This window comes from Burkholderia sp. MR1-5-21, from assembly GCF_053427715.1.
The window spans coordinates 234177-252608 of record NZ_JBSAXD010000009.1 but is presented as its reverse complement, the minus strand read 5'-3'; the positions used below and the strand labels follow the sequence as shown (position 1 = coordinate 252608).

Below are 18432 nucleotides of genomic sequence, written 5' to 3'. Positions count from 1 at the left end.
TGCACTGCATCTGATCGAAATCGGTCCGTTCGCCATAGAGCTCACGGCCGTTCTCGCCAACGATGGCGAGACGGATGAGCTGACACTGACGGAAGTCGGTAAGTTCTGTGTCAACCAAATAACGGTTGATCTGCAGTGGACTAGACTAAATCTGACAGTGGTTGGTTTCTCGTGCTGGCGCGCACTGCCGCGGAGGGCGTAGCCCGAAGCGGCAGTGCGCGCCGCAAACCGCAAGGAGTCCGCCATGACTCAGGAGCAGAAAGTCATTCACGCGAAGGTCGGCATGCTCGAGCTGGCCCGCCAACTCGGCAATGACCCTGCCTCGTTTTCACGTACAGCAACGGCGCCAATCTGATTCTCATGGGGCCGCCCGGCGGGGGCAAGTCGCATTTATCGTCGGCCATCGGACTGAGCCTGCTGGAGAATGGCTGGAAGGTTCTGTTCGCCCGCACCACCGATCTTGTGCAGCGCTTGCAGGTTGCGCGGCGCGAGCTGGCTCTCGAATCTGCCATCAACCGGCTGGATCGCTTCGATCTCCTTATCCTTGACGATTTTGCGTACGTCAGCAAGGACCAGGCGGAGACGTCGGTACTGTTCGAGTTGATCAGCGCACGGTATGAGCGGCGTTCGGTTCTCTTGACCGCAAATCAGCCGTTCGGCGAATGGACTAAGGTCTTCCCCGACCCGGCCATGACGGTGGCCGCGGTCGACCGGCTGGTCCATCACTCGACCATCTTCGAGCTCAACGTCGAAAGCTACCGACGGCGCACCGCCCTGCAGCGCAAGCAGCAGGGACCGGGACGTCCGGCCAGCTTCGCGACGCCAAACAACGTCGGCGTGCCGCCGCGCCCGGAGGAACAGCAATGACGAGCAACTCACAACCGAATGTCGTCGTTACGCAATCGATCTCACCGACTGACGCGCTGTTCTCATCCTGATTGACGCGCGGCGCACCCGATGCTCGCCAGCGTCAATCAACAACTGCGCGTCAATCAATAATCGCTTGCCAGCGTCAATCAACATCGGCATCATCAACCTCGCCGCGACATTCTCATCTTGTTTGTCGCGCGCCTATCATCCAGATTGTCGCGCCACAAAGTGATCGCCGTACTTGGCAACGAGCACTTGTGCGAGCAAGCCGGCAGTGGGGGTGCCCTTGTCGATCACATGGGGCGCAACGGGCTCCTGAATCAGCGTCTCGCAAGCCTTGCAGACCCACTTGCCACGGATGTGGCGCTCGACCGTGAACACCCCCGGCGTGTAGTCCAGCTTCTCGCTGATGTCCTCTCCGATACGCACGCGCTCGCAACCGCTGGCGCACGTGATGTCGTCGGGTTCGTGAGCGATGTCAGTGCGCGGCAACGGCCGACGCCACCAGCCACCTTGGAACACACTCACGCATCCACCATGGCAATATGTCGCCCAAATCCTTTTCCGCTCGAAAAAGGGAACTGCGATGAGACACCTAGACGTACCGGAGGGGTTTCCCCCGCGACACCGCGCCGCCCGTCGACTCTGGCGCTCAGCCGAAGGTTTGCGCGCGATTGTCGAATGACGTCTACGTCGTTGCCTAGTCAGATGATGAGCGGCTCGAGCGCTGGCTCCTGTGCGAGGACCTCGCGCACCAGCTTGTAGTCGTAACCAAGAAGGATGCTCTGGCGCACCCGGGCCAATCGCCATCCCAAACACTTGAGCGTGTCGTCGAAATTAGTGCGTCCGTACGGGACGCCTTGGCACCGAGGCGACGATGCTCAAAAATTCGTCGGAATCCAGCGAAGCGCCCCCGATCAGTCCGCCGTCGACATCCGGCTGGTCGAAGAGATCGCCCGCGGTTGTCGCTTTCACGCTGCCGCCGTAAAGGATCGATATCTCCAATAGTTCGGAAGACCTCGCGGCGAGGATCTGCCTCAGGAGTGAATGAACTTGCTGAGCTTGAGCCGAGCTTGCACTGCGCCCGGTCCCGATTGCCCATACCGGTTCGTAAGCCACGACAATTCGAACAGCTTGTTCGACAGTCAGCTTGTTCAGGACAGCCGTCAACTGACGCTCGACGATACTATTTGTCTCCCCGAGCTCCCGCTCACTCAGCGTCTCTCCAATGCACACCACCGGGACGATTCCAGCCTCGAGACATCGGAGCGCTTTCATGCCAACGACTTCCGACGATTCCCGATGATAGGTACGTCGCTCAGAATGTCCGACAAGTGCGTAGGAAACATCGAATTCGGACGCCATCCTTGACGAGATTTCGCCGGAGTATGCGCCCTCCGCATGCGCGGAAATATCCTGCACGCCCCACCGTACACGAGACCCCGTCAAAGCACTACGAACCTGCGGGATGTAAATAAACGGGACGCATACCCCGACCTCGCAGTGTTCGGGACCGGCGCCCATCGCTTCGGTGATGGTTCCGAGCAGACGTGAGTTGAATGCTGTCGCCCCATTCATCTTCCAGTTGCCTAATACGAGTTGCTTACGCATCGCGTTACCTCATCGTCGAGCGCCGGAGATATTAAGGCTGACCGGACGCCGAAATGCAGGCGGCGAAAAATCGCCGCGCTGTCATTTTCCTAGGTTGTAGAACGCCGACTCGCCCCGGGGATGCTGGCGATGTTGTTCAGATTTCCTTCGATCCGCAACAGCTAATTGGCATTGAAAACTCGGCTTGCCGCCGACAGCCAAGCCGTCTAGCTCCGACGGGTTTAGACCACACAGCAATATCTGCGGATCGTCACACGTCAGCAAACCCCGTCCGAGTTGTCAGAATCGATGCACGATACCTACTCCGGCTGCAAACATGCTTCGCGAGGACGACGGTGATGTCTGGAAGCCATCACCAATGGTCGCAGTCGCGTTGATGATCGACTTGCCGTTCGTTCCAAGGGTCTGCCCGTTTGCTCGCTGATACGCCTGCAGTGCGTAGAGACCCGTGCGCTTCGAGAGCGCGTAGTATTCGGACAAGTTGACCTGCTGATATTGCGCGCTGTTCGCGATCCCGTTTGATTTGGTGGCACGGGTGTAACTGTAGCCCGTAGCAAGGTCCCACGCTGCGGTCGGTTTCCAGTGCAGAACAAGGCCACCCGTGTTGAAAGTCGCCTGATTGCGGAACGACGATCCAATACCCGGAATGAACTGCACGTTCGAATAGGTAGCTGAAATGTCAAACTGGCTGTTGATTGTGTAGCCCGCGCCAACTGCGAAGCGCTGTTGTGCCTGAGCGGTTTGGTACCCGTTGGTCACAGCTGATACGCCTGCCTGGGCACCCGCGTTCGACGTCGTCGAATCAGTACCGAATGCGCCACCGTTGGCCGTCGAATTGTTGATCCGAGAGAAGCCGACAGCGACGCCGACAGGACCTTGAACGTACTGAACGGCTGCTGCCCATGTCGAACCCTGGTTCACGCTGCCGGGCACACCCGCGAATGAATACGAGCCGCTGAATTTAAAGCCATACAATGACGGCGACATGTACAGGAGGGTGTTGTTCGCTCGGTAGACCGTGTCGAGTCCGTCGAGGTCGCCCGGGTGAGCGCCGGAAAAACCGGTTAACCACGTAGTCGGGCTGTACGGCGACAGCAACTGGTAATACGACGCATACTGTCGGCCCGCCGTGAGCGAACCAAAAGTGTTGTTCGTCACGCCGACAAAGGACTGTCGATTAAACATCAAGCCGCTGACCGCCTGCGCACCTGTCGTACTGTTAAATCCCTCTTCCAGTGTGAAGATTGCCTTCGTGCCGCCCCCCAGATCTTCAGCACCCTTCAAACCGAAGCGGCTGCCCGCCCAGACGCCATTGATCATCTTGACGGCCGAATGACCACCCGAGGTCGAGCCTAGCGATGTAGAACTTGACTGATATCCGAAACCCGCATCGACAATGCCATACAGCGTCACGCTGCTCTGTGCAAAGACGGGGGGCGTGGACAGCAGCGCAGCGCTTACGAGTGCCAGCGTGGTTTTTGAGTGAACTCTTTTCATCTCCAAATCCTCTTATCGTTTATGTCGTTGTCGGTTACTGCGAAGAATTCGGGCGCAATCCGTGCAGCGACTGCGCCCGAAAAGTGCTATTGCCAGTGCAGCGTTCCTCGATTCGGCGAGCGAGATGAAGGATGGTGGGCAAGCCGAATTCAATTACGTCAGGCGGGAGTCGGCCCCTACCTCGCGCTGCGGTCTGTGCGATCTTTAGCGCGACAGAACGTTCACGTAAAAGGGCTGCCATCCCGTCGAGCAGCAGCACTGCTTCTTCTGGCGAGATGCAAAGCGAGAATGACCCGACCTGTTCGATCGACATGTGCGGCTCCAAAAATTTGAGACACAGCATTGCTAGGGCCTTCGCGCCTTACTACGAAAAAGATGCGAGCGTATGAAGGCAGTCACTGGTTACAAGGTTCGAAGCGTCGTGACCGGCATCCTGGCAGCCAAACCAACTTCATCGAGAACGCCCTGGCGCCGAATGCGGCGCCCCACGGACGTACATTAGCCAATCACCTTGTCCACTACTTCGCACAGACGTTTGAGCCGGTCCGTTGCATTGCCTGCGAGTTCACGATTGATGTCGACGCTGCCAATGACATTGCGCCAGACCGCACGTCCGGCGAGAAAGCCGGATGCCCCCTCCTTGCATGCCCATTCAACCGCGACCGGAAACTCGTCGGGCGAAACACCGGAGGACAATACGACCCACGGCCCCTTCACTACTTTCGTGATTTCCGCGCACTCTTCTCGGACAACCCGCTCACCGCCTTTGCCGTGTCGGGGAACCTCCGCCTTGTACAGATCGGCACCCAAGGAACCGAGTTCACGGGCTGCAGCAAGGACGCCGAGATTCATGTCCCAGTCACGCCCATCACGCGCCTTCTTCGATACCGGTTCGATGATGCTGATCAGGCCCGCTGCCTTGCAACGTGACACGAAATCACTAACCATCGCCTGCCGGCGCTCCGCAGATTCGTCCGGACGCCACGGCACGAGGAGCTTCAGCGCGACGGCCCCGTCTTTCTTCACTTCATCAGGCCGGACCTCCTCATCGATCTCCACGTCGGCGACGATCTCGTCCTCGCTTGCGATAAAACGGTCCGCTGCTGCAATGAGGCCACAGTTCGGGGCGACTACCTTGTCGTCAATCGCACGTCTCCATGCGAACTGACGGTCAATCAGCACACCCGACGCGTACGGCGTAAGAGCCTTCAGCGCGGCCAGCTTGAAGTCGATGAGAGTTTTGTCGGACACGGGTTCAGACTGATTTTCCGCGAACATTGCGCGCATCGATTCACGCTGATCAATAGCAAGCATCGCAAATGCACCCGAGGGGAGCTGCAAGGAATTGAGAGAGGGAATGCCAGACATCGTTGTCTCCGGGATTACGGTCAACTGTGACCGATGGACTTGCTGGGGTTAGGTGGCGCACATGCGCCACACAGAAACATTCAGTGACGGCGCACGATCAGTACCTTCGTGAGTGCTGATTCACTGAGGTAATCGATTACCCAATAAGGTAATCGATTACCCAAGATCGGTCAAGAAAACACACCATAGGGTTTACGTCCGGAAATTTGTCGTTGTAATCAAAAAATGGAGTCGAACTCAAGCAGAGTCGCGAATGACTAGCCTGTGCGCAAACAGCGTGGTTGTGCGTTGTCGGGAGCGGAGCGTGTCATGTTCCCGGAGAAGCTCGGCAATCGCGGGCCCAAACTCCTGTACTGGAACACTGACCGTGGTCAGCCAAGGAGCGAGCCAGTGATTGAGCCTGTTATCGTCGAACCCCGCAAGAGCGAGATCGTCAGGAACCCGGAGTTGCAACTCCTCTGCCGCCCGATGAACGCCATATGCGATCGCGTCATTCCCGCAGAAGATCGCGCGGGGACGTCGTTTCGCGCCGAGCAGTTTGAGCGCACATTTATAGCCTTCTTCCGACGTCAAACGACTCTCCACGCACCGAGACGCAGGAAGCCTGATTCCCTCTTCGGCCATCCGTTCCCTAAAGCCTTGAAGGCGTTCCCGACTTGCCGCGTACTCCTGAGGTCCGTGAATCACGGCGCAGTCCTGATAACCGCGCGCCAGAAAATGCGAAGCCATGTCCCGACCCGCCGCGTGATTATCGATGCCAACGAAATCACCAATGATGTTCGCTGGCGGACGACGACTGACAAACACCAGCGGCATGCCGGCTTCAGACATTTTCCGAAGTCCAGGGCTGTCAACTGCGCCGAGCAGGACGACAGCGGAGATTCCCCGGCTGGTCAACTGGACAAGGTACTCGTCCTGAATTTCGGGGTTCTCATGCGTATTGCACAGAAGCATCGATAAGCCGGCGCTTCGCAGCGCCGGCTCAAGCGACGATGTGACGTCTGCACAGAACTCATTGGTAGCGTCCGGGATAAGCAACGCGACCGCGCGCGCCGACGACGTGCGCAGCGACCGGCCAAGTTCCGATGGTGTGTAGTTCAACTCCCGCGCGGCGTCCAGCACCCGCTTTGCCGTATCAGCGGTGAACTTCGTCGGTTCCTTGCCTGCAAAGACCCGCGAAACAGTTGCGACCGAAACGTTCGCAAGTCGCGCGACATCGACCACCTTGGCCCGCTTTTGCACAGTGTCCATAAGTACGCACATACCCCCTGTGGACCTAGGGTAATCGATTCCCTCCCCCAACGTCAAATGAAGACACGGCCTGCTCGCGATCCGCATGTCCGATTGTCAGCTGGATCACCACCGTGAGAATTGCCGTGACCGTCAGACAGCCTGCGAGGAAGAACATGGGCGCAAGGGTACTACCGGTTGCATCGCGGATTGCAGGCACGGCGGTCTGGGCGACGAAGCCACCGAGACTTCCGATCGAGTTGATTGCGGCCAGCCCGACGGCAGCCGAGCGGCCCTTCAGAAAAATCGACGGTAAAGTCCAGAAGATCGGTTGCGCCGAAAAGATCGCACCGGCCGCTACACACAGCAGGACGAATTTCATGACGTTGCCCGGAATCACAACACTGCCCGCAAGACTGCCCGCCGCGATTAGCACAGGTACCACGATATGGAGCGTCTTCTCTCCGGTCCTGGCCGAGCTGCGCGGCACGAACCACAATGCCAGGATACTGCATACCCACGGGAGAATATTCACCACGCCGTTGACCGTATTCGACACGCCGAAATTCTTAACCACCGTGGGCAGCCAGTATGCAAGACCATAGCCCGCCAGCGGAAAGCCAATGAAGGCGAGCGCGATCAGCAGGACGCGACCGTCCAGCAGCGCGGCCAGCACCGAGGCGTGCTCGACCTTGTGCAGCCCCCGATCCTCCGACGACAGTTCCGCCTGGAGCCACTGCTTTTCGTCCTGGTTCATGAAGTGGCTGGACATCGGATTGTCCGGCAGCTTCGTGAATGCGGCGACCGAGAGCAGAACGGCTGGCGCGCCCGTGCAGATGAAGACCCACTGCCAGCCCTTGAGGCCGAGTGTTCCATTCAGCATATCGAGCAGCGCGCCACACAACGGCGCGCCAATCATGTTCGCCACCACGCTGGCCATCAGAAAGAGACCAATCATCCGGGCCCGCCGCGAACGGGGAAGCCAGACCGTCAGCAGGTACAGGACACCTGGGAAGAAGCCCGCCTCGCAAACGCCCAGCAAGAAGCGCAGCACATAGAACGATGTGCGCCCCTCACTGAAACCCAAGGCAATTGTCACCATACCCCAGGTGAGCAGGATCCGGGCGAACCAGCGGCGCGGTCCGAACCGGCCAAGCATGATGTTGCTGGGAACTTCGCACAGGAAGTAGCCGATAAAGAACAGTGACGCGCCCAGACCATAGGCATACTCGGACAGACCTATATCCGCGGCCATCTGAAGTTTGGCGAAACTGACGTTCTGCCGGTCGATATATGCCACAAGATACATGACGGCGAGCCACGGCATGACATGCCGCATGAATTTCGCAGCAACACTTGCCTCTAGGGCCGTTGAATCCATCTGATTTCTCATGATCTGTCTCCTCTATGCAATTCGTCCCAATGACGAATCAGCGCATTGCCTGAATGATTGCTTTCGTGACATCTTGCGTTTTCGCCGAACCACCCTGATCTGCGGTGAGAGCTAAGCGACTTGCGGTCACCCTCTCGATTGCATTCAGTATTGATGTGGCTGCTTCACGCTGCCCAAGGTGATCCAGCATCATTGCGCCTGACCAGACAGTCGCAATAGGGTTTGCGATTCCCTTGCCTGCGATGTCAGGCGCAGAACCGTGGACAGGTTCGAACATCGACGGTACATCCCCGGTGGGGTTGATATTTGCAGAGGCGGCGTAGCCGAGTCCGCCCTGAATCGCAGCTCCGAGGTCGGTCAGGATGTCTCCAAACAGGTTGGAAGCAACCACGACGTCGAGAGATTCGGGCTGCATGACAAAGCGCGCAGCCATCGCGTCGATGTGATACCTCGTGACACTGACATCCGGATACTCGGCCGCAAGTTCGTCTGTGACCTCGTCCCAGAACACCATTGAATGCTGTTGTGCGTTCGACTTTGTCACCGACGCGAGCTTCTTCGAGCGACGTTGCGCAGCCTCGAACCCATAGCGAAGAATCCTTTCGACGCCACGGCGCGTAAAGATAGAAGTCTCCACCGCGACCTCGTGGCCCGTGCCCTTGTGCACCCGGCCACCTGCCCCGCTGTATTCGCCCTCAGTATTTTCGCGAACACACAGTATGTCGAAATGATCCTTACGCAGTGGTCCCTGGACGCCTGCAAGGAGTCGATGCGGTCGCGCGTTGACATACAAATCGAATGCCTTTCGGATCGGTAGCAGCAACCCGTGAAGTGACACCGAGTCCGCGACCCGACTGGGCCAACCGACAGCACCCAGCAGGATTGCGTCGAACGGCCGAAGTGTTTCGATGCCGTCCGCGGGCATCATCGCTCCATGTTCGAGGTAATGCTCGCACGACCACGGGAACGTCTCTCCATCCAAACTGAACCCGTGCTGTCCGGCAGCCTCGAGCAGTACAGACCACGCGGCCTGTACAACGTCTACACCAATTCCATCACCGGGAATCAGAGCGATTCTGTACTTTTTCATATTCCACTCCCGTTGATATCTCAGGTGCCCAATCCACCCAGACAGGTATATTTGATGTGCATGAAGTCTTCGATTCCGTACTTCGAGCCTTCACGCCCCATACCTGACTCCTTGTAGCCACCGAACGGAGCAACTTCGGTTGTAACAAGTCCCTCGTTCACCCCGACGATTCCGTATTCAAGCTCTCGTGAAACTCGGAATGCACGGCCAAGATCTCGGGTATAGAAGTAGCATGCAAGGCCGTATTCTGTGTCGTTGGCCAGCCTGATTGCCTCTTCCTCGGAATCGAACCGGAAGATGGGAGCAATCGGACCAAATATCTCCTCTCTGGCGAATCGCATGGATGCGTTCGCTTCGGAGATCACTGTGGGTTGAAAGAAGAGTCCACCAAGTTGGTGCGAGTCCCCACCGGCTACAACCTTCCCGCCCTTCGCGCGTGCATCCTCGACGAACTCCCTGATCTTTGCGACAGCAGCTTCATCGATGAGCGGTCCCTGCGTCGTGCCATCGCGTAGTCCACTTCCGACTTTCAGATCGTTTGTGGCCGCTACAAAGGCCTTCACAAAATCGTCGTAGATTCCCGACTGCACATAGAGCCTGTTCGTGCATACACATGTCTGCCCGGCATTGCGGAACTTTGCAGCTATCGCACCCGCCACGGCAGAAGGAAGATCAGCGTCATCGAATACAATGAACGGCGCGTTGCCGCCCAGTTCCATCGATACTTTCTTCACCGTATCCGCGCTTTGCCGCATCAGGATCTTTCCGACTTCCGTCGAACCAGTGAACGTGATCTTCTTCACCACCGGGTTCGAAGTCAGTTCAGCGCCGATCTCTCGCGCTGAACCCGTGATGATGTTCAAGACGCCGCGGGGAATGCCAACCTGCTCGGCCAGGACACCCCACGCAAGTCCTGAATAAGGTGTCTGCGTGGCGGGCTTCGCAACGATGGTGCACCCAGCCGCCAATGCCGGTCCAATCTTGCGCGCGAGCATGGAGGACGGAAAATTCCAGGGCGTAATCGCCCCGACAACGCCGACGGGTTCCCGAGTCGCAAGCAGAGTCCTCCCTTTCCAGGGAGACGGGATCACGTCGCCATAGACGCGTCTGGCTTCTTCCGCAAACCACTGAATGTACGCGGCGCTCATGCCAACCTCGCCCTTTGCTTCAGCGAGCGGTTTGCCCTGCTCACGTGTGAGAAGTTCTCCCAGGGCGTTCTGATTGTCCATAATCGCAACCGAAAGATCGCGCAACATCTTCGCGCGCTCAGCGGCCGTCAGAGAGCGAAACGAAAGATACGCCGCCTGAGCGGCATCAATAGCCTGCCTTGTTTCGACAGAGCCCGAGTCGGGTACGGTACCGATCGTCTCGCCGGTGGCGGGATCGGTTACTGTCGCGGCCGACTTGTCGTGCGCGTCAACCCAGGAGCCGTTGATATAGTTCTTCTCTCGTCTGAAATCTTTCCAGTCAAGCATTGCTGCTCTCCATCATTTCAACATTGATCGGTGTGCAAACACACCGATGGACCGTTCAACTCGCCGTGTAACCACCGTCCACGGGAATGGTCACGCCGTTGATGAGTTGCGATGCCGACGAGGCGAGGAATATCGCGGTGCCCGCCAGATCCTCCGGGTTGGCCCACTGTCCACCTGGGATGCGTGCAACGACCTTATTGTTGAACTCCGGGTTCTCTCGTCCGCCCCGGCTGATCTCCGTCTTGATCCAGCCCGGCGCGATTGCGTTAACACGGATACCGTCTTCTGCGAATGAGATCGCGAGCGACTTCGTCAACGAAACCACGGCCGTCTTGGCGGCGGCATACGCCGGCACCTGTGGCGCGCCGAAGTAGGAGTACATGGATCCGATATTGATCAGGCAGCCCTTGGACGCCTTCAGATGCGGACGGAACGCATTTGCGAGCCGAAGATTGCCCACCAGATGAATGTCGAGAATGTCCTTGAACACTTCGGGTTTGTATTCCTCCCAGCGTGCAAGACGGCCCGCGCAGTGAATCACGGCGTCGAGTTTTTCAATACGATCTGCAAGCGCCTGCACCGCCTCGTCATCTCTGACGTCAAGCGCCTCATAGCGAATACGGCTGTCCTGTCCGTCTTTCGGAGGAGCCAGATCGACGACGATCACCGACGCGCCATGATCCAGGAAGGCTTTGGCGAAGGCGCCACCGATCCCTCCTGTGCCGCCCGTGATCAGAACGGTCTTTCCTGCCACACTAAAATCAGGTGCTATGTTCATATCCATACCTTCTACAGAAGCGCCGCTTAGCGGCAAAAAGATTGTTAGCTAGTGCAAAGTGGCGATGCACGGTGTGCTGACGTTGGCCAGCCCATTGGACTGCGTAACGGCAAGCCCCTCCTCGTTGAAAAGATGACAATGCCCTGCAGAAATCCGGAGCTTCAGAACGTCACCCACCTTGACCTTTGATGTTCCTTCGAGAACGGCGATCACGTTCTCGCCCGATTGCAAGCGTGTGACGACCTGCGTTTCGCTACCCAGTCGCTCGACGACGAGAACTTCTGCTGGCAACGTGATGGCGTACTGCTCAGAAACCAGACGGTCTGGACGTACCCCCAACGTCACAGTTCCCCCCTTTTTGATAGACGGATCAGCGATGCCAGAGAAGCCGAAAACGACCCCGTCTCCCAATGCAACTTCGATTCGATCGTCCAGGCGAGCTAGCACGCGAGCCTTTAGGAAGTTCATTTTCGGAGATCCGATAAACCCCGCTACAAAAAGATTTCTCGGGTGGTTGTAAAGCTCCATGGGCGACCCAACCTGTTCAATCCGTCCGCCGTTAAGCACCACGATCTTGTCTGCGAGCGTCATCGCCTCGACCTGATCGTGAGTGACGTAAATCATGGTGGCGTCGAGCGTCTGATGCAGCCGTGCGATCTCGATACGCATCTGTCCGCGCAACGCTGCGTCCAAGTTGGACAGCGGCTCGTCAAACAGGAATAGTCGCGGGTTGCGAACAATCGCCCGCCCGATGGCAACACGTTGCCGCTGGCCTCCCGAGAGTTCTTTAGGTCTTCGGTCAAGCAGATGCTCAAGCTGCAGCACCTTGGCTGCATCCAGCACTTTCCTTTGAATGGTCGCGTTGTCGACCTTCGCCATCTTCAGGCCGAAGCCCATGTTTTCGCGTACGGTCTTATGGGGGTAAAGCGCGTAAGACTGAAAAACCATTGCGATCTGACGGTCTGCAGGGGAAAGATCGTTAACAACCTTTCCGTCGATGGCGACCGTCCCGCCAGAGATATCCTCCAAACCGGCGATCATCCGCAGCAGGGTCGACTTTCCACAACCGGAAGGTCCAACAAAGACAACGAACTCGCGGTCGGTGATCTCGAGATCGATACCCTTGATAACGTCGGTTGACGCAAAGGACTTCTTAACTTGAGACAGGGTGATTTTCGCCACCTTCGGCACCTTGATCTGTATGCGTTAGAAGAAGGCTATCGGGCGCAATGGCGAACCCGAGCCATTCTGGATAGGGAGAGGTGCGGCAAACAGGAAACAACTGCGAGGCAGGTTTTCCATACGCGCAACACACTCAAGAATCAGTATTCCATTGGGTAACCAGTACCGGCCGTGCCCCGGGTCATCACCGAGCTTCCCGTCGACAATTGGGATTTCGCAGGCGATGGTATCGGCGCCCACTGCCCGTACTCCTCGCTCGAAAAAGAGCCTAGCAACCCCTTCGTCCATACCCGGCTGGTTCGTTTCATAGAACTGGGCCGCTGCATCCGTGCGCCAATGCCTCTGTAGCCAACCGAAGTTCACCAACGCAATCTCATCCTTTCCAACCGGGGCGCCGTGTATTTCCTCATAGGCCAGAATGTCAGCCATGCCCAACGTCTGACCCGGTTGCCAGTCCCTGTCCGAGAAGTCATAAACGCGGGCAACCGAAATCAGCCTGTCGGCAGGGAAGGTGTCAATGGTTTCGTCCATCCTGTCCGGGTGAATATGCGCGGGAGCATCGCAGTGGCAGCCCGTGTGCTCCGCCAAGGCGAGGGACTGACAGTAATAACCGTTGCGCGCGTGCGTTACCGTCTGGTCAATCACCAGGTGCGGGTGGGTTGGGAACTTGGGTATACCCCGCTCCAGTTTGGGCGCGAGATCCACTGATCGCATCTGCGTTATAAGGCGTTGGAGCGCTTCAACTTTGTCGTGCTCGTCCATATCCTTTCCTTGTCTCTCGATTGGAGTGCCCGTCACCAATCCCTCAGGCATTTGTCCACCTCACTACGGGACGGAAACGTGTCGCGTCCACCTGCGCGGGTACACTTCAGCGCGGCAGCGACAGCCCCAAACCGCAGCGCTTCCTCCGCGGTCCGGCGCTCTGCGAGGGCAAGCGCGAAGGCGCCATGAAAGACGTCGCCGGCGCCAAGAGTCTCTCTCGGCGTCACAGGAAAAGCTTCCATATGCCGAACGTCGCCGGATGCATCAATCCACGCGACACCCTTACCGCCGAGCGTCACTGCCACGAAGGGGGCGTGCCTCGCCGCCCGTTGCAATCCCAGCTCGACGTTGTCGGTGCCGAACAGGCCAGACAACCCTTGCTCCGAAAACACTGCGTGCGACGCTGCCTCGACGGCCTTAATCAAGTTCGTGTCGTTCGAAATATCAGCATCGAGCACCCCGGGCACGCCTTGAGTTCGTGCCGCCGATAGTGCAGCTACTGCACCTTCGATCCATCGGTTGTCCGCGAGCACCGCATCAGCGGACAGGATGCTTTCCATCGGTAACCACGATGCGTCCGCGTCCAAAAGCGGAGACCTATACAGAATGATGGCGCGGTCGCCGTTGCCATCGCTCAGCACAATCGAATGTGAAGAAATTGCCCCTTCAATGCAGGCCGCAAAGACCTCGATCTGCTCACGCTTCAGTCCACTGACGATGTGTTCCCCGATCTCGTCGTCGCCAACGCGACCGAACCACATCGCGTCCCCACCGAGCCGCCTGGCTGCGGCTGCAGCATTTGCCGCCATACCCCCACCGCTCTCCCCGTATGAATGCGCTGCCACCTTGATATCGCGCGACGGCAAACTTTCCACCGTATAAATCCGATCGAGGACGGCACCGCCCACGCATGCAACTTTTGCTCTCACTTGACCGCTCCAGTAACGAGACCTTTGACGAGCGAGCGTGACGCAAGCCAACCCACAGCAAGTACAGGAAGTACCGCGAGAATTGCTGCCGCAGACATGCGCGCCCAGCTTTGCCCTTCGGTCGACAGGAACGAGGCCATAAAGACAGGCAGCGTTGCCGCATTGCGACCTGTCAGGTTGACGGCAAAAAAGAACTCGTTCCACGTGAGTATGAAGAGCAGAAATGCTGTCGTCGCAATGCCACCTCGGGCAAGCGGCAAAACCAGTTCAGTCAGAATGACCCTGTGCGGCGTGTTTTCCATCAATGCCGCCTCGATGAGTTCATAAGGAACATCCCGGAAGAATGACCGCATCAGCCAGAGCACAAGCGGGATGTTGAATGCCGTATAAATAATGACCAGACCGACCAGTGAGTCGATCATTCCCAGGCGCGTATAAAGCAGGAAGATAGGAACAATCACCGCAACTGCGGGCATGAATCGGGTCGAAATCGCAAAAGACAGAATGTCGTTTGCTTTCTTTCCCGGGAAAAATGCCAGCTTGTAAGCAGCCGGAACACCCAGCACGAATGCAGCAAGGGTCGACGCAACAACCACGATCACGGTATTGAGAAAAAAGTGAAGGTAGTCACCGTGCAGGACCTCCGCATAGTGCTCAATCGTGAGTGGCACGAAAAACGATGGCGGAACTGCAATTGCATCAGTTTCACTTTTAAAACCGGTAAATATCGTCCAGAAGATCGGGAAACACATCAGGATCGCAACCGCAAACGTCACGATAACGATAGGAAGCTGTCTGGGTGCTCGCATTTCAGTTCCTCTCCATGTGTGGGCGAACATACGCGAGCAGGCCCATTGCAACGATGGTCGTCATGAACGCCGCTATCAGGCCGCCCGCCGCCGCACGGCCAATTTCATACTGTTCTGTCAGTACGCGGTACACGCTGAACATCAGGTTCGTCGTCTGGTTACCTGGTCCGCCGTACGTGCCAACATAGATCGGGCCAAAAACTGGAAGCAGGAGAATGGCCTCGATCAGCACACCAACCGTCAGATAGGGAACGAGATGCGGCAGGGTGATGTGCATAAACTGGTTACGCGAATTAGCCCCATCGATCCTTGCCGCCTCCAAGGTTTCCTGTGACACGGTCTGCAGGCCCGCCAGCAGGATCAGCATCATGAACGGTGACCATTGCCAGACAATCATCAGCATCACTGCCGTGCGCGGGACAACAGTAATAAGATCGACCGGCTGAAAACCGATGGAGGTAATAGCCCAGTTCAAAAGACCATAGATCGGGTTAAGGATCATCGTCTTCCAGATAATCGGATTTACCGTCTCCATGATCAGGAATGGTGCGAACATCAAGGAGTAAGCGCCCCCCCTTCCCCAGCGTAACTGGTTCAGCAGAAGTGCAAGTCCCAGCCCAACAACAGTAGTCAAAGTTGCCGGCACTACCGAGAAAAGCACCGTATTAACAATCGCGGTACGAAAGACGGAATCTGACAATACGAACGCGAAGTTTGCCAGCCCTACGAAACGTACGGGCCGCGCCGGATACAGCAAGTTCCAGGAGTGGAAGCTGAAGTAAAGCGTTGCGATGAGCGGCACTTGAGTCACGATGATCAGATAACTGATCGCCGGAATCGTCGCCCATCGCGTCGGCGCGAGCCGACTGGGACGGACCGCCCGACCGGATGCCTCGGCCGGCGGGTTAGTTGTGACAGTTGCAGTAGTCATGGCGGTTCGTCTCTCTGCCGACTCAGTTCTTCAGGTAGCCAGCGTCTGTCATTACTCTGGTGGCGACATCCTGCGAACGCTTGAGCGCCTCATCGACCGATTCGCTGCCAGCGATGACGGCCGAGAAGTTCTGCCCAAATGCCGCCGCCCATTCCGCATATTCCGGAATGTCGACTTGTGCGAGCCCTGTGTACGGGACAGGATCTTTGGCTGGCTTGGTGATATCGGCTGTCGAAATCGCCTTGAACACCATTGGCGCAAACGGGGCTACCTTCAGATAGTCCTCACGAGCGTATGTCGATTTCCTTGTCCCCGGAGGGATACGAACCGCGCCTTCAGTCTTGGCGACCAGGTCTACATAGTCTTTTGACGTCGCCCAGCGGATGAATTCGAATGCCTCGCTCTGCTGCTTTGAACTGCTGACGATGCCCAATGCCCATGTGTATAGCCACGCTGAACCGTTCTTTGAGCCCTCGTTCGGCGCAAAGGCGTATCCGATCTTGTCCGATACCTTTGAAGTCTTCGGATCCGCGAGGAAACCCGCACCAACCGTCGCGTCGACCCAAATTGCCGCGCGTCCCTGCGACATCAGCGTGAGTGCTTCGTTGAAGCCAATACTGGTCGCACCTGGCGCGCCACACTTCTTGACGAGGTCTGTGTAGGCAACAAACGCGTTGCGGAACTGCGGACTTGTGATCTGTGGACGCCAGCTTTGGTCGAACCATCTGGCGCCGTACGAGTGCATGAACGCGATAAACGGCGCAAGCTGCCCGTAGTCGGGTACCCCCTTCATCGCGATGCCATAGATGCCGTCCGCTGGTTTGTTAAGAGTGCAGGCAAATTTTTTGATGTCACCCCACGTCGGCTGCTCCGGCATCGTCAAGCCCGCGGCTTTGAACAGATCCTTGCGATACATAGTGAATGAACTCTCGCCGTAGAACGGCAGCGCATACAACTGTCCGTCAACAGTGAGCGCTTTCCGGATCGTCGGAATGATGTCGTCCAGGTCGTAAGCGGTGCGTGCCTGCGCAGTGAGCCCCGCAAACATGGGATTGAGCGGAGCCAGCCATTTGTTAGCAGCCCAACCGGCCTGGACTTCGTAAGGGCCCACCGTGACGACGTCATAGCGTCCGCCATGGACGGCAACATCCTGCGTGATGTTCTGTCGCAGCACCTGGTCTGGAAGAACAACGAACTTGACGTTGATATCAGGGTGCTGCTTCGTGAACTCGGCGCTCAATTTTTGCATCAGCGCCATATCAGGGTTGTTCACCGTCGCGACCGTGATAGTCCCGGCCTGGGCCGCAGCCGCAAGCGCAAGACTGAACCCACCAGCAATGAACTTTTTCACGTCTCCTCCGTATAGGACGTGGACCGACAGGCCTCTTATCCGTGATCCACTCAGGGTAATCGATTACCTATTGCGTGAAGGTTAATCGATTACCCGTTACAGGTCAACGGCACATTAACTGGGGTTTACGCGAGGCTGAGGGGGCTTGCCGACAACACTCCGCGACTGCCGCCCCATCAAGTCTCAGGCGTACACAAGGCTCTCGGCCATTCATCTTTGGCTAAAACACGCGTAATGTAAGGGGTGGGAATCATTGCGAACTCGCTGTCGCAATCCTCCGTTCGTATATCTCGGAGGAGAATCTCTGGATCCTCAAGCATCACGCTGTATTCCAGGGGTACTACTACTATCACCACGTCGGTCGCAACCGGAATGAGCGGGATCGCTATCGCGACCATCCGCTGTATCAGCGCGCCGTCGACTGGTGTGAGAAATGGGATCAGGTTTCGTTCGATCCCGACTACGACAACCTGCCCTTGGAGTTCTTCGAACCGATGGTGCGCAAGCTCTTCGCGCGCAACAAGTTTCGGTAGGGCAACTGATTCTCGACGGCGGTGATGCCGCACACTCGAACGGAGTGCGGCGTCCAAAATCGCGCAAGGTGATCGCACGGTGCCCTGTAGAGGGTTGGCCGGTAATCGAAAATATCTGAAGCTTCAGATATTCACGAATCCCGGGCGACCCTCAACTGGTCCGGTGCCACGCTGACCTACGACGCGAACGGCAAGCTCACCGGTGACGGCAGTCTCACGTATGGGCGGAACTCGCGCGGCCGGCTCGTCTCGCTGGCCGGGACGGCGACCGCGAGCCTTGCCTACGATACGCCGGGGCGGCGAGCCGGCAAGACGGTAAGCGGGGCAGCGACGAATTTCCTCTACGATGGGCCGAACGTGGTGAAGGAACTGGCGAGCGCCACGCCGGCTGCGAAACTGCTGGCCGGGTTTGAGATCGACGAGGTCTCCCAACGCACGATTGCGACCGCGTTGGGCACATGACAACAATGATTGAAAGGAATGTGCCAGAGTTCGAGTACAGATGGACAGATAGCGGTTGTTCCAGCCACCGCCCTGCGGCTCATCTGGCAGCGGCCAGAACCGCGCACCGTGAAAATGTGTATCTGGCACATCCTGTTTTTTCTACTGCGTCAGCGGCGGAG

The 18432-nt window shown here is 57.6% G+C and carries 15 protein-coding genes and 2 pseudogenes; 1 reads left to right on the top strand and 16 read right to left on the bottom strand.

Annotation, left to right across the window (positions count from 1 at the left end; all coding sequences use genetic code 11):
• Window positions 1-339: 339 nt before the first annotated feature.
• Window positions 340-867, top strand: a pseudogene (locus tag ACV229_RS15385) (ATP-binding protein); the annotation flags it as partial.
• 231 nt (window positions 868-1098) lie between these two features.
• On the opposite strand, the pseudogene ACV229_RS15380 reads toward ACV229_RS15385, so the two are convergent.
• The 16 genes and pseudogenes from ACV229_RS15380 to ACV229_RS15305 all read right to left on the bottom strand — a co-directional run.
• A pseudogene (locus ACV229_RS15380) lies at window positions 1099-1359 on the bottom strand (IS66 family transposase zinc-finger binding domain-containing protein); the annotation flags it as partial.
• Window positions 1360-1707: 348 nt separating this feature from the next.
• Window positions 1708-2481 (bottom strand): triose-phosphate isomerase, encoded by a 774-nt coding sequence (tpiA, locus tag ACV229_RS15375; protein WP_448083964.1) that lies wholly within the window; start codon window positions 2479-2481, stop codon window positions 1708-1710.
• Window positions 2482-2760: 279 nt separating this feature from the next.
• A complete protein-coding gene (locus ACV229_RS15370; RefSeq protein ID WP_448083963.1) occupies window positions 2761-3978 on the bottom strand; it encodes a porin in 1218 nt (405 codons plus the stop codon).
• 34 nt (window positions 3979-4012) lie between these two features.
• On the bottom strand, window positions 4013-4291 hold the full coding sequence (locus tag ACV229_RS15365) for a hypothetical protein (RefSeq protein ID WP_448083962.1): 279 nt from the start codon (window positions 4289-4291) through the stop codon (window positions 4013-4015).
• Between the two features lie 185 nt (window positions 4292-4476).
• On the bottom strand, window positions 4477-5346 hold the full coding sequence (locus ACV229_RS15360; protein WP_448083961.1) for a hypothetical protein: 870 nt from the start codon (window positions 5344-5346) through the stop codon (window positions 4477-4479).
• Between the two features lie 237 nt (window positions 5347-5583).
• Entirely contained in the window at window positions 5584-6597 is a 1014-nt protein-coding gene (locus ACV229_RS15355; RefSeq protein ID WP_448083960.1) for a LacI family DNA-binding transcriptional regulator, read from the bottom strand.
• Between the two features lie 25 nt (window positions 6598-6622).
• Window positions 6623-7969: an MFS transporter gene (locus ACV229_RS15350; protein ID WP_448083959.1), complete on the bottom strand. Its 1347-nt coding sequence runs from the start codon at window positions 7967-7969 to the stop codon at window positions 6623-6625.
• Between the two features lie 37 nt (window positions 7970-8006).
• Entirely contained in the window at window positions 8007-9059 is a 1053-nt protein-coding gene (locus ACV229_RS15345) for a tartrate dehydrogenase (RefSeq protein ID WP_448083958.1), read from the bottom strand.
• A 20-nt stretch (window positions 9060-9079) separates the two neighbouring features.
• The gene (locus ACV229_RS15340; protein WP_448083957.1) at window positions 9080-10534 is read right to left on the bottom strand and encodes an NAD-dependent succinate-semialdehyde dehydrogenase; all 1455 of its coding nucleotides are present in this window, start codon (window positions 10532-10534) and stop codon (window positions 9080-9082) included.
• Between the two features lie 55 nt (window positions 10535-10589).
• Complete coding sequence (locus ACV229_RS15335) at window positions 10590-11318, bottom strand: SDR family NAD(P)-dependent oxidoreductase (protein WP_448083956.1); 729 nt, start codon at window positions 11316-11318, stop codon at window positions 10590-10592.
• Between the two features lie 42 nt (window positions 11319-11360).
• On the bottom strand, window positions 11361-12494 hold the full coding sequence (locus ACV229_RS15330) for an ABC transporter ATP-binding protein (protein WP_448083955.1): 1134 nt from the start codon (window positions 12492-12494) through the stop codon (window positions 11361-11363).
• A 24-nt stretch (window positions 12495-12518) separates the two neighbouring features.
• On the bottom strand, window positions 12519-13256 hold the full coding sequence (locus ACV229_RS15325) for a cyclase family protein (protein WP_448083954.1): 738 nt from the start codon (window positions 13254-13256) through the stop codon (window positions 12519-12521).
• A gap of 32 nt (window positions 13257-13288) precedes the next feature.
• Window positions 13289-14185 carry a PfkB family carbohydrate kinase gene (locus ACV229_RS15320; RefSeq protein WP_448083953.1) on the bottom strand — a complete coding sequence of 299 codons (897 nt, stop codon included), beginning with the start codon at window positions 14183-14185 and terminating at the stop codon, window positions 13289-13291.
• Window positions 14182-14994: a carbohydrate ABC transporter permease gene (locus tag ACV229_RS15315; protein WP_448083952.1), complete on the bottom strand. Its 813-nt coding sequence runs from the start codon at window positions 14992-14994 to the stop codon at window positions 14182-14184. Before ACV229_RS15315 ends, ACV229_RS15320 begins: the two co-directional genes overlap by 4 nt.
• Before the next feature lies 1 nt (window position 14995).
• Window positions 14996-15925: a carbohydrate ABC transporter permease gene (locus tag ACV229_RS15310; protein WP_448083951.1), complete on the bottom strand. Its 930-nt coding sequence runs from the start codon at window positions 15923-15925 to the stop codon at window positions 14996-14998.
• 22 nt (window positions 15926-15947) lie between these two features.
• The gene (locus ACV229_RS15305) at window positions 15948-17276 is read right to left on the bottom strand and encodes an ABC transporter substrate-binding protein (RefSeq protein ID WP_448083950.1); all 1329 of its coding nucleotides are present in this window, start codon (window positions 17274-17276) and stop codon (window positions 15948-15950) included.
• Window positions 17277-18432: the final 1156 nt, after the last annotated feature.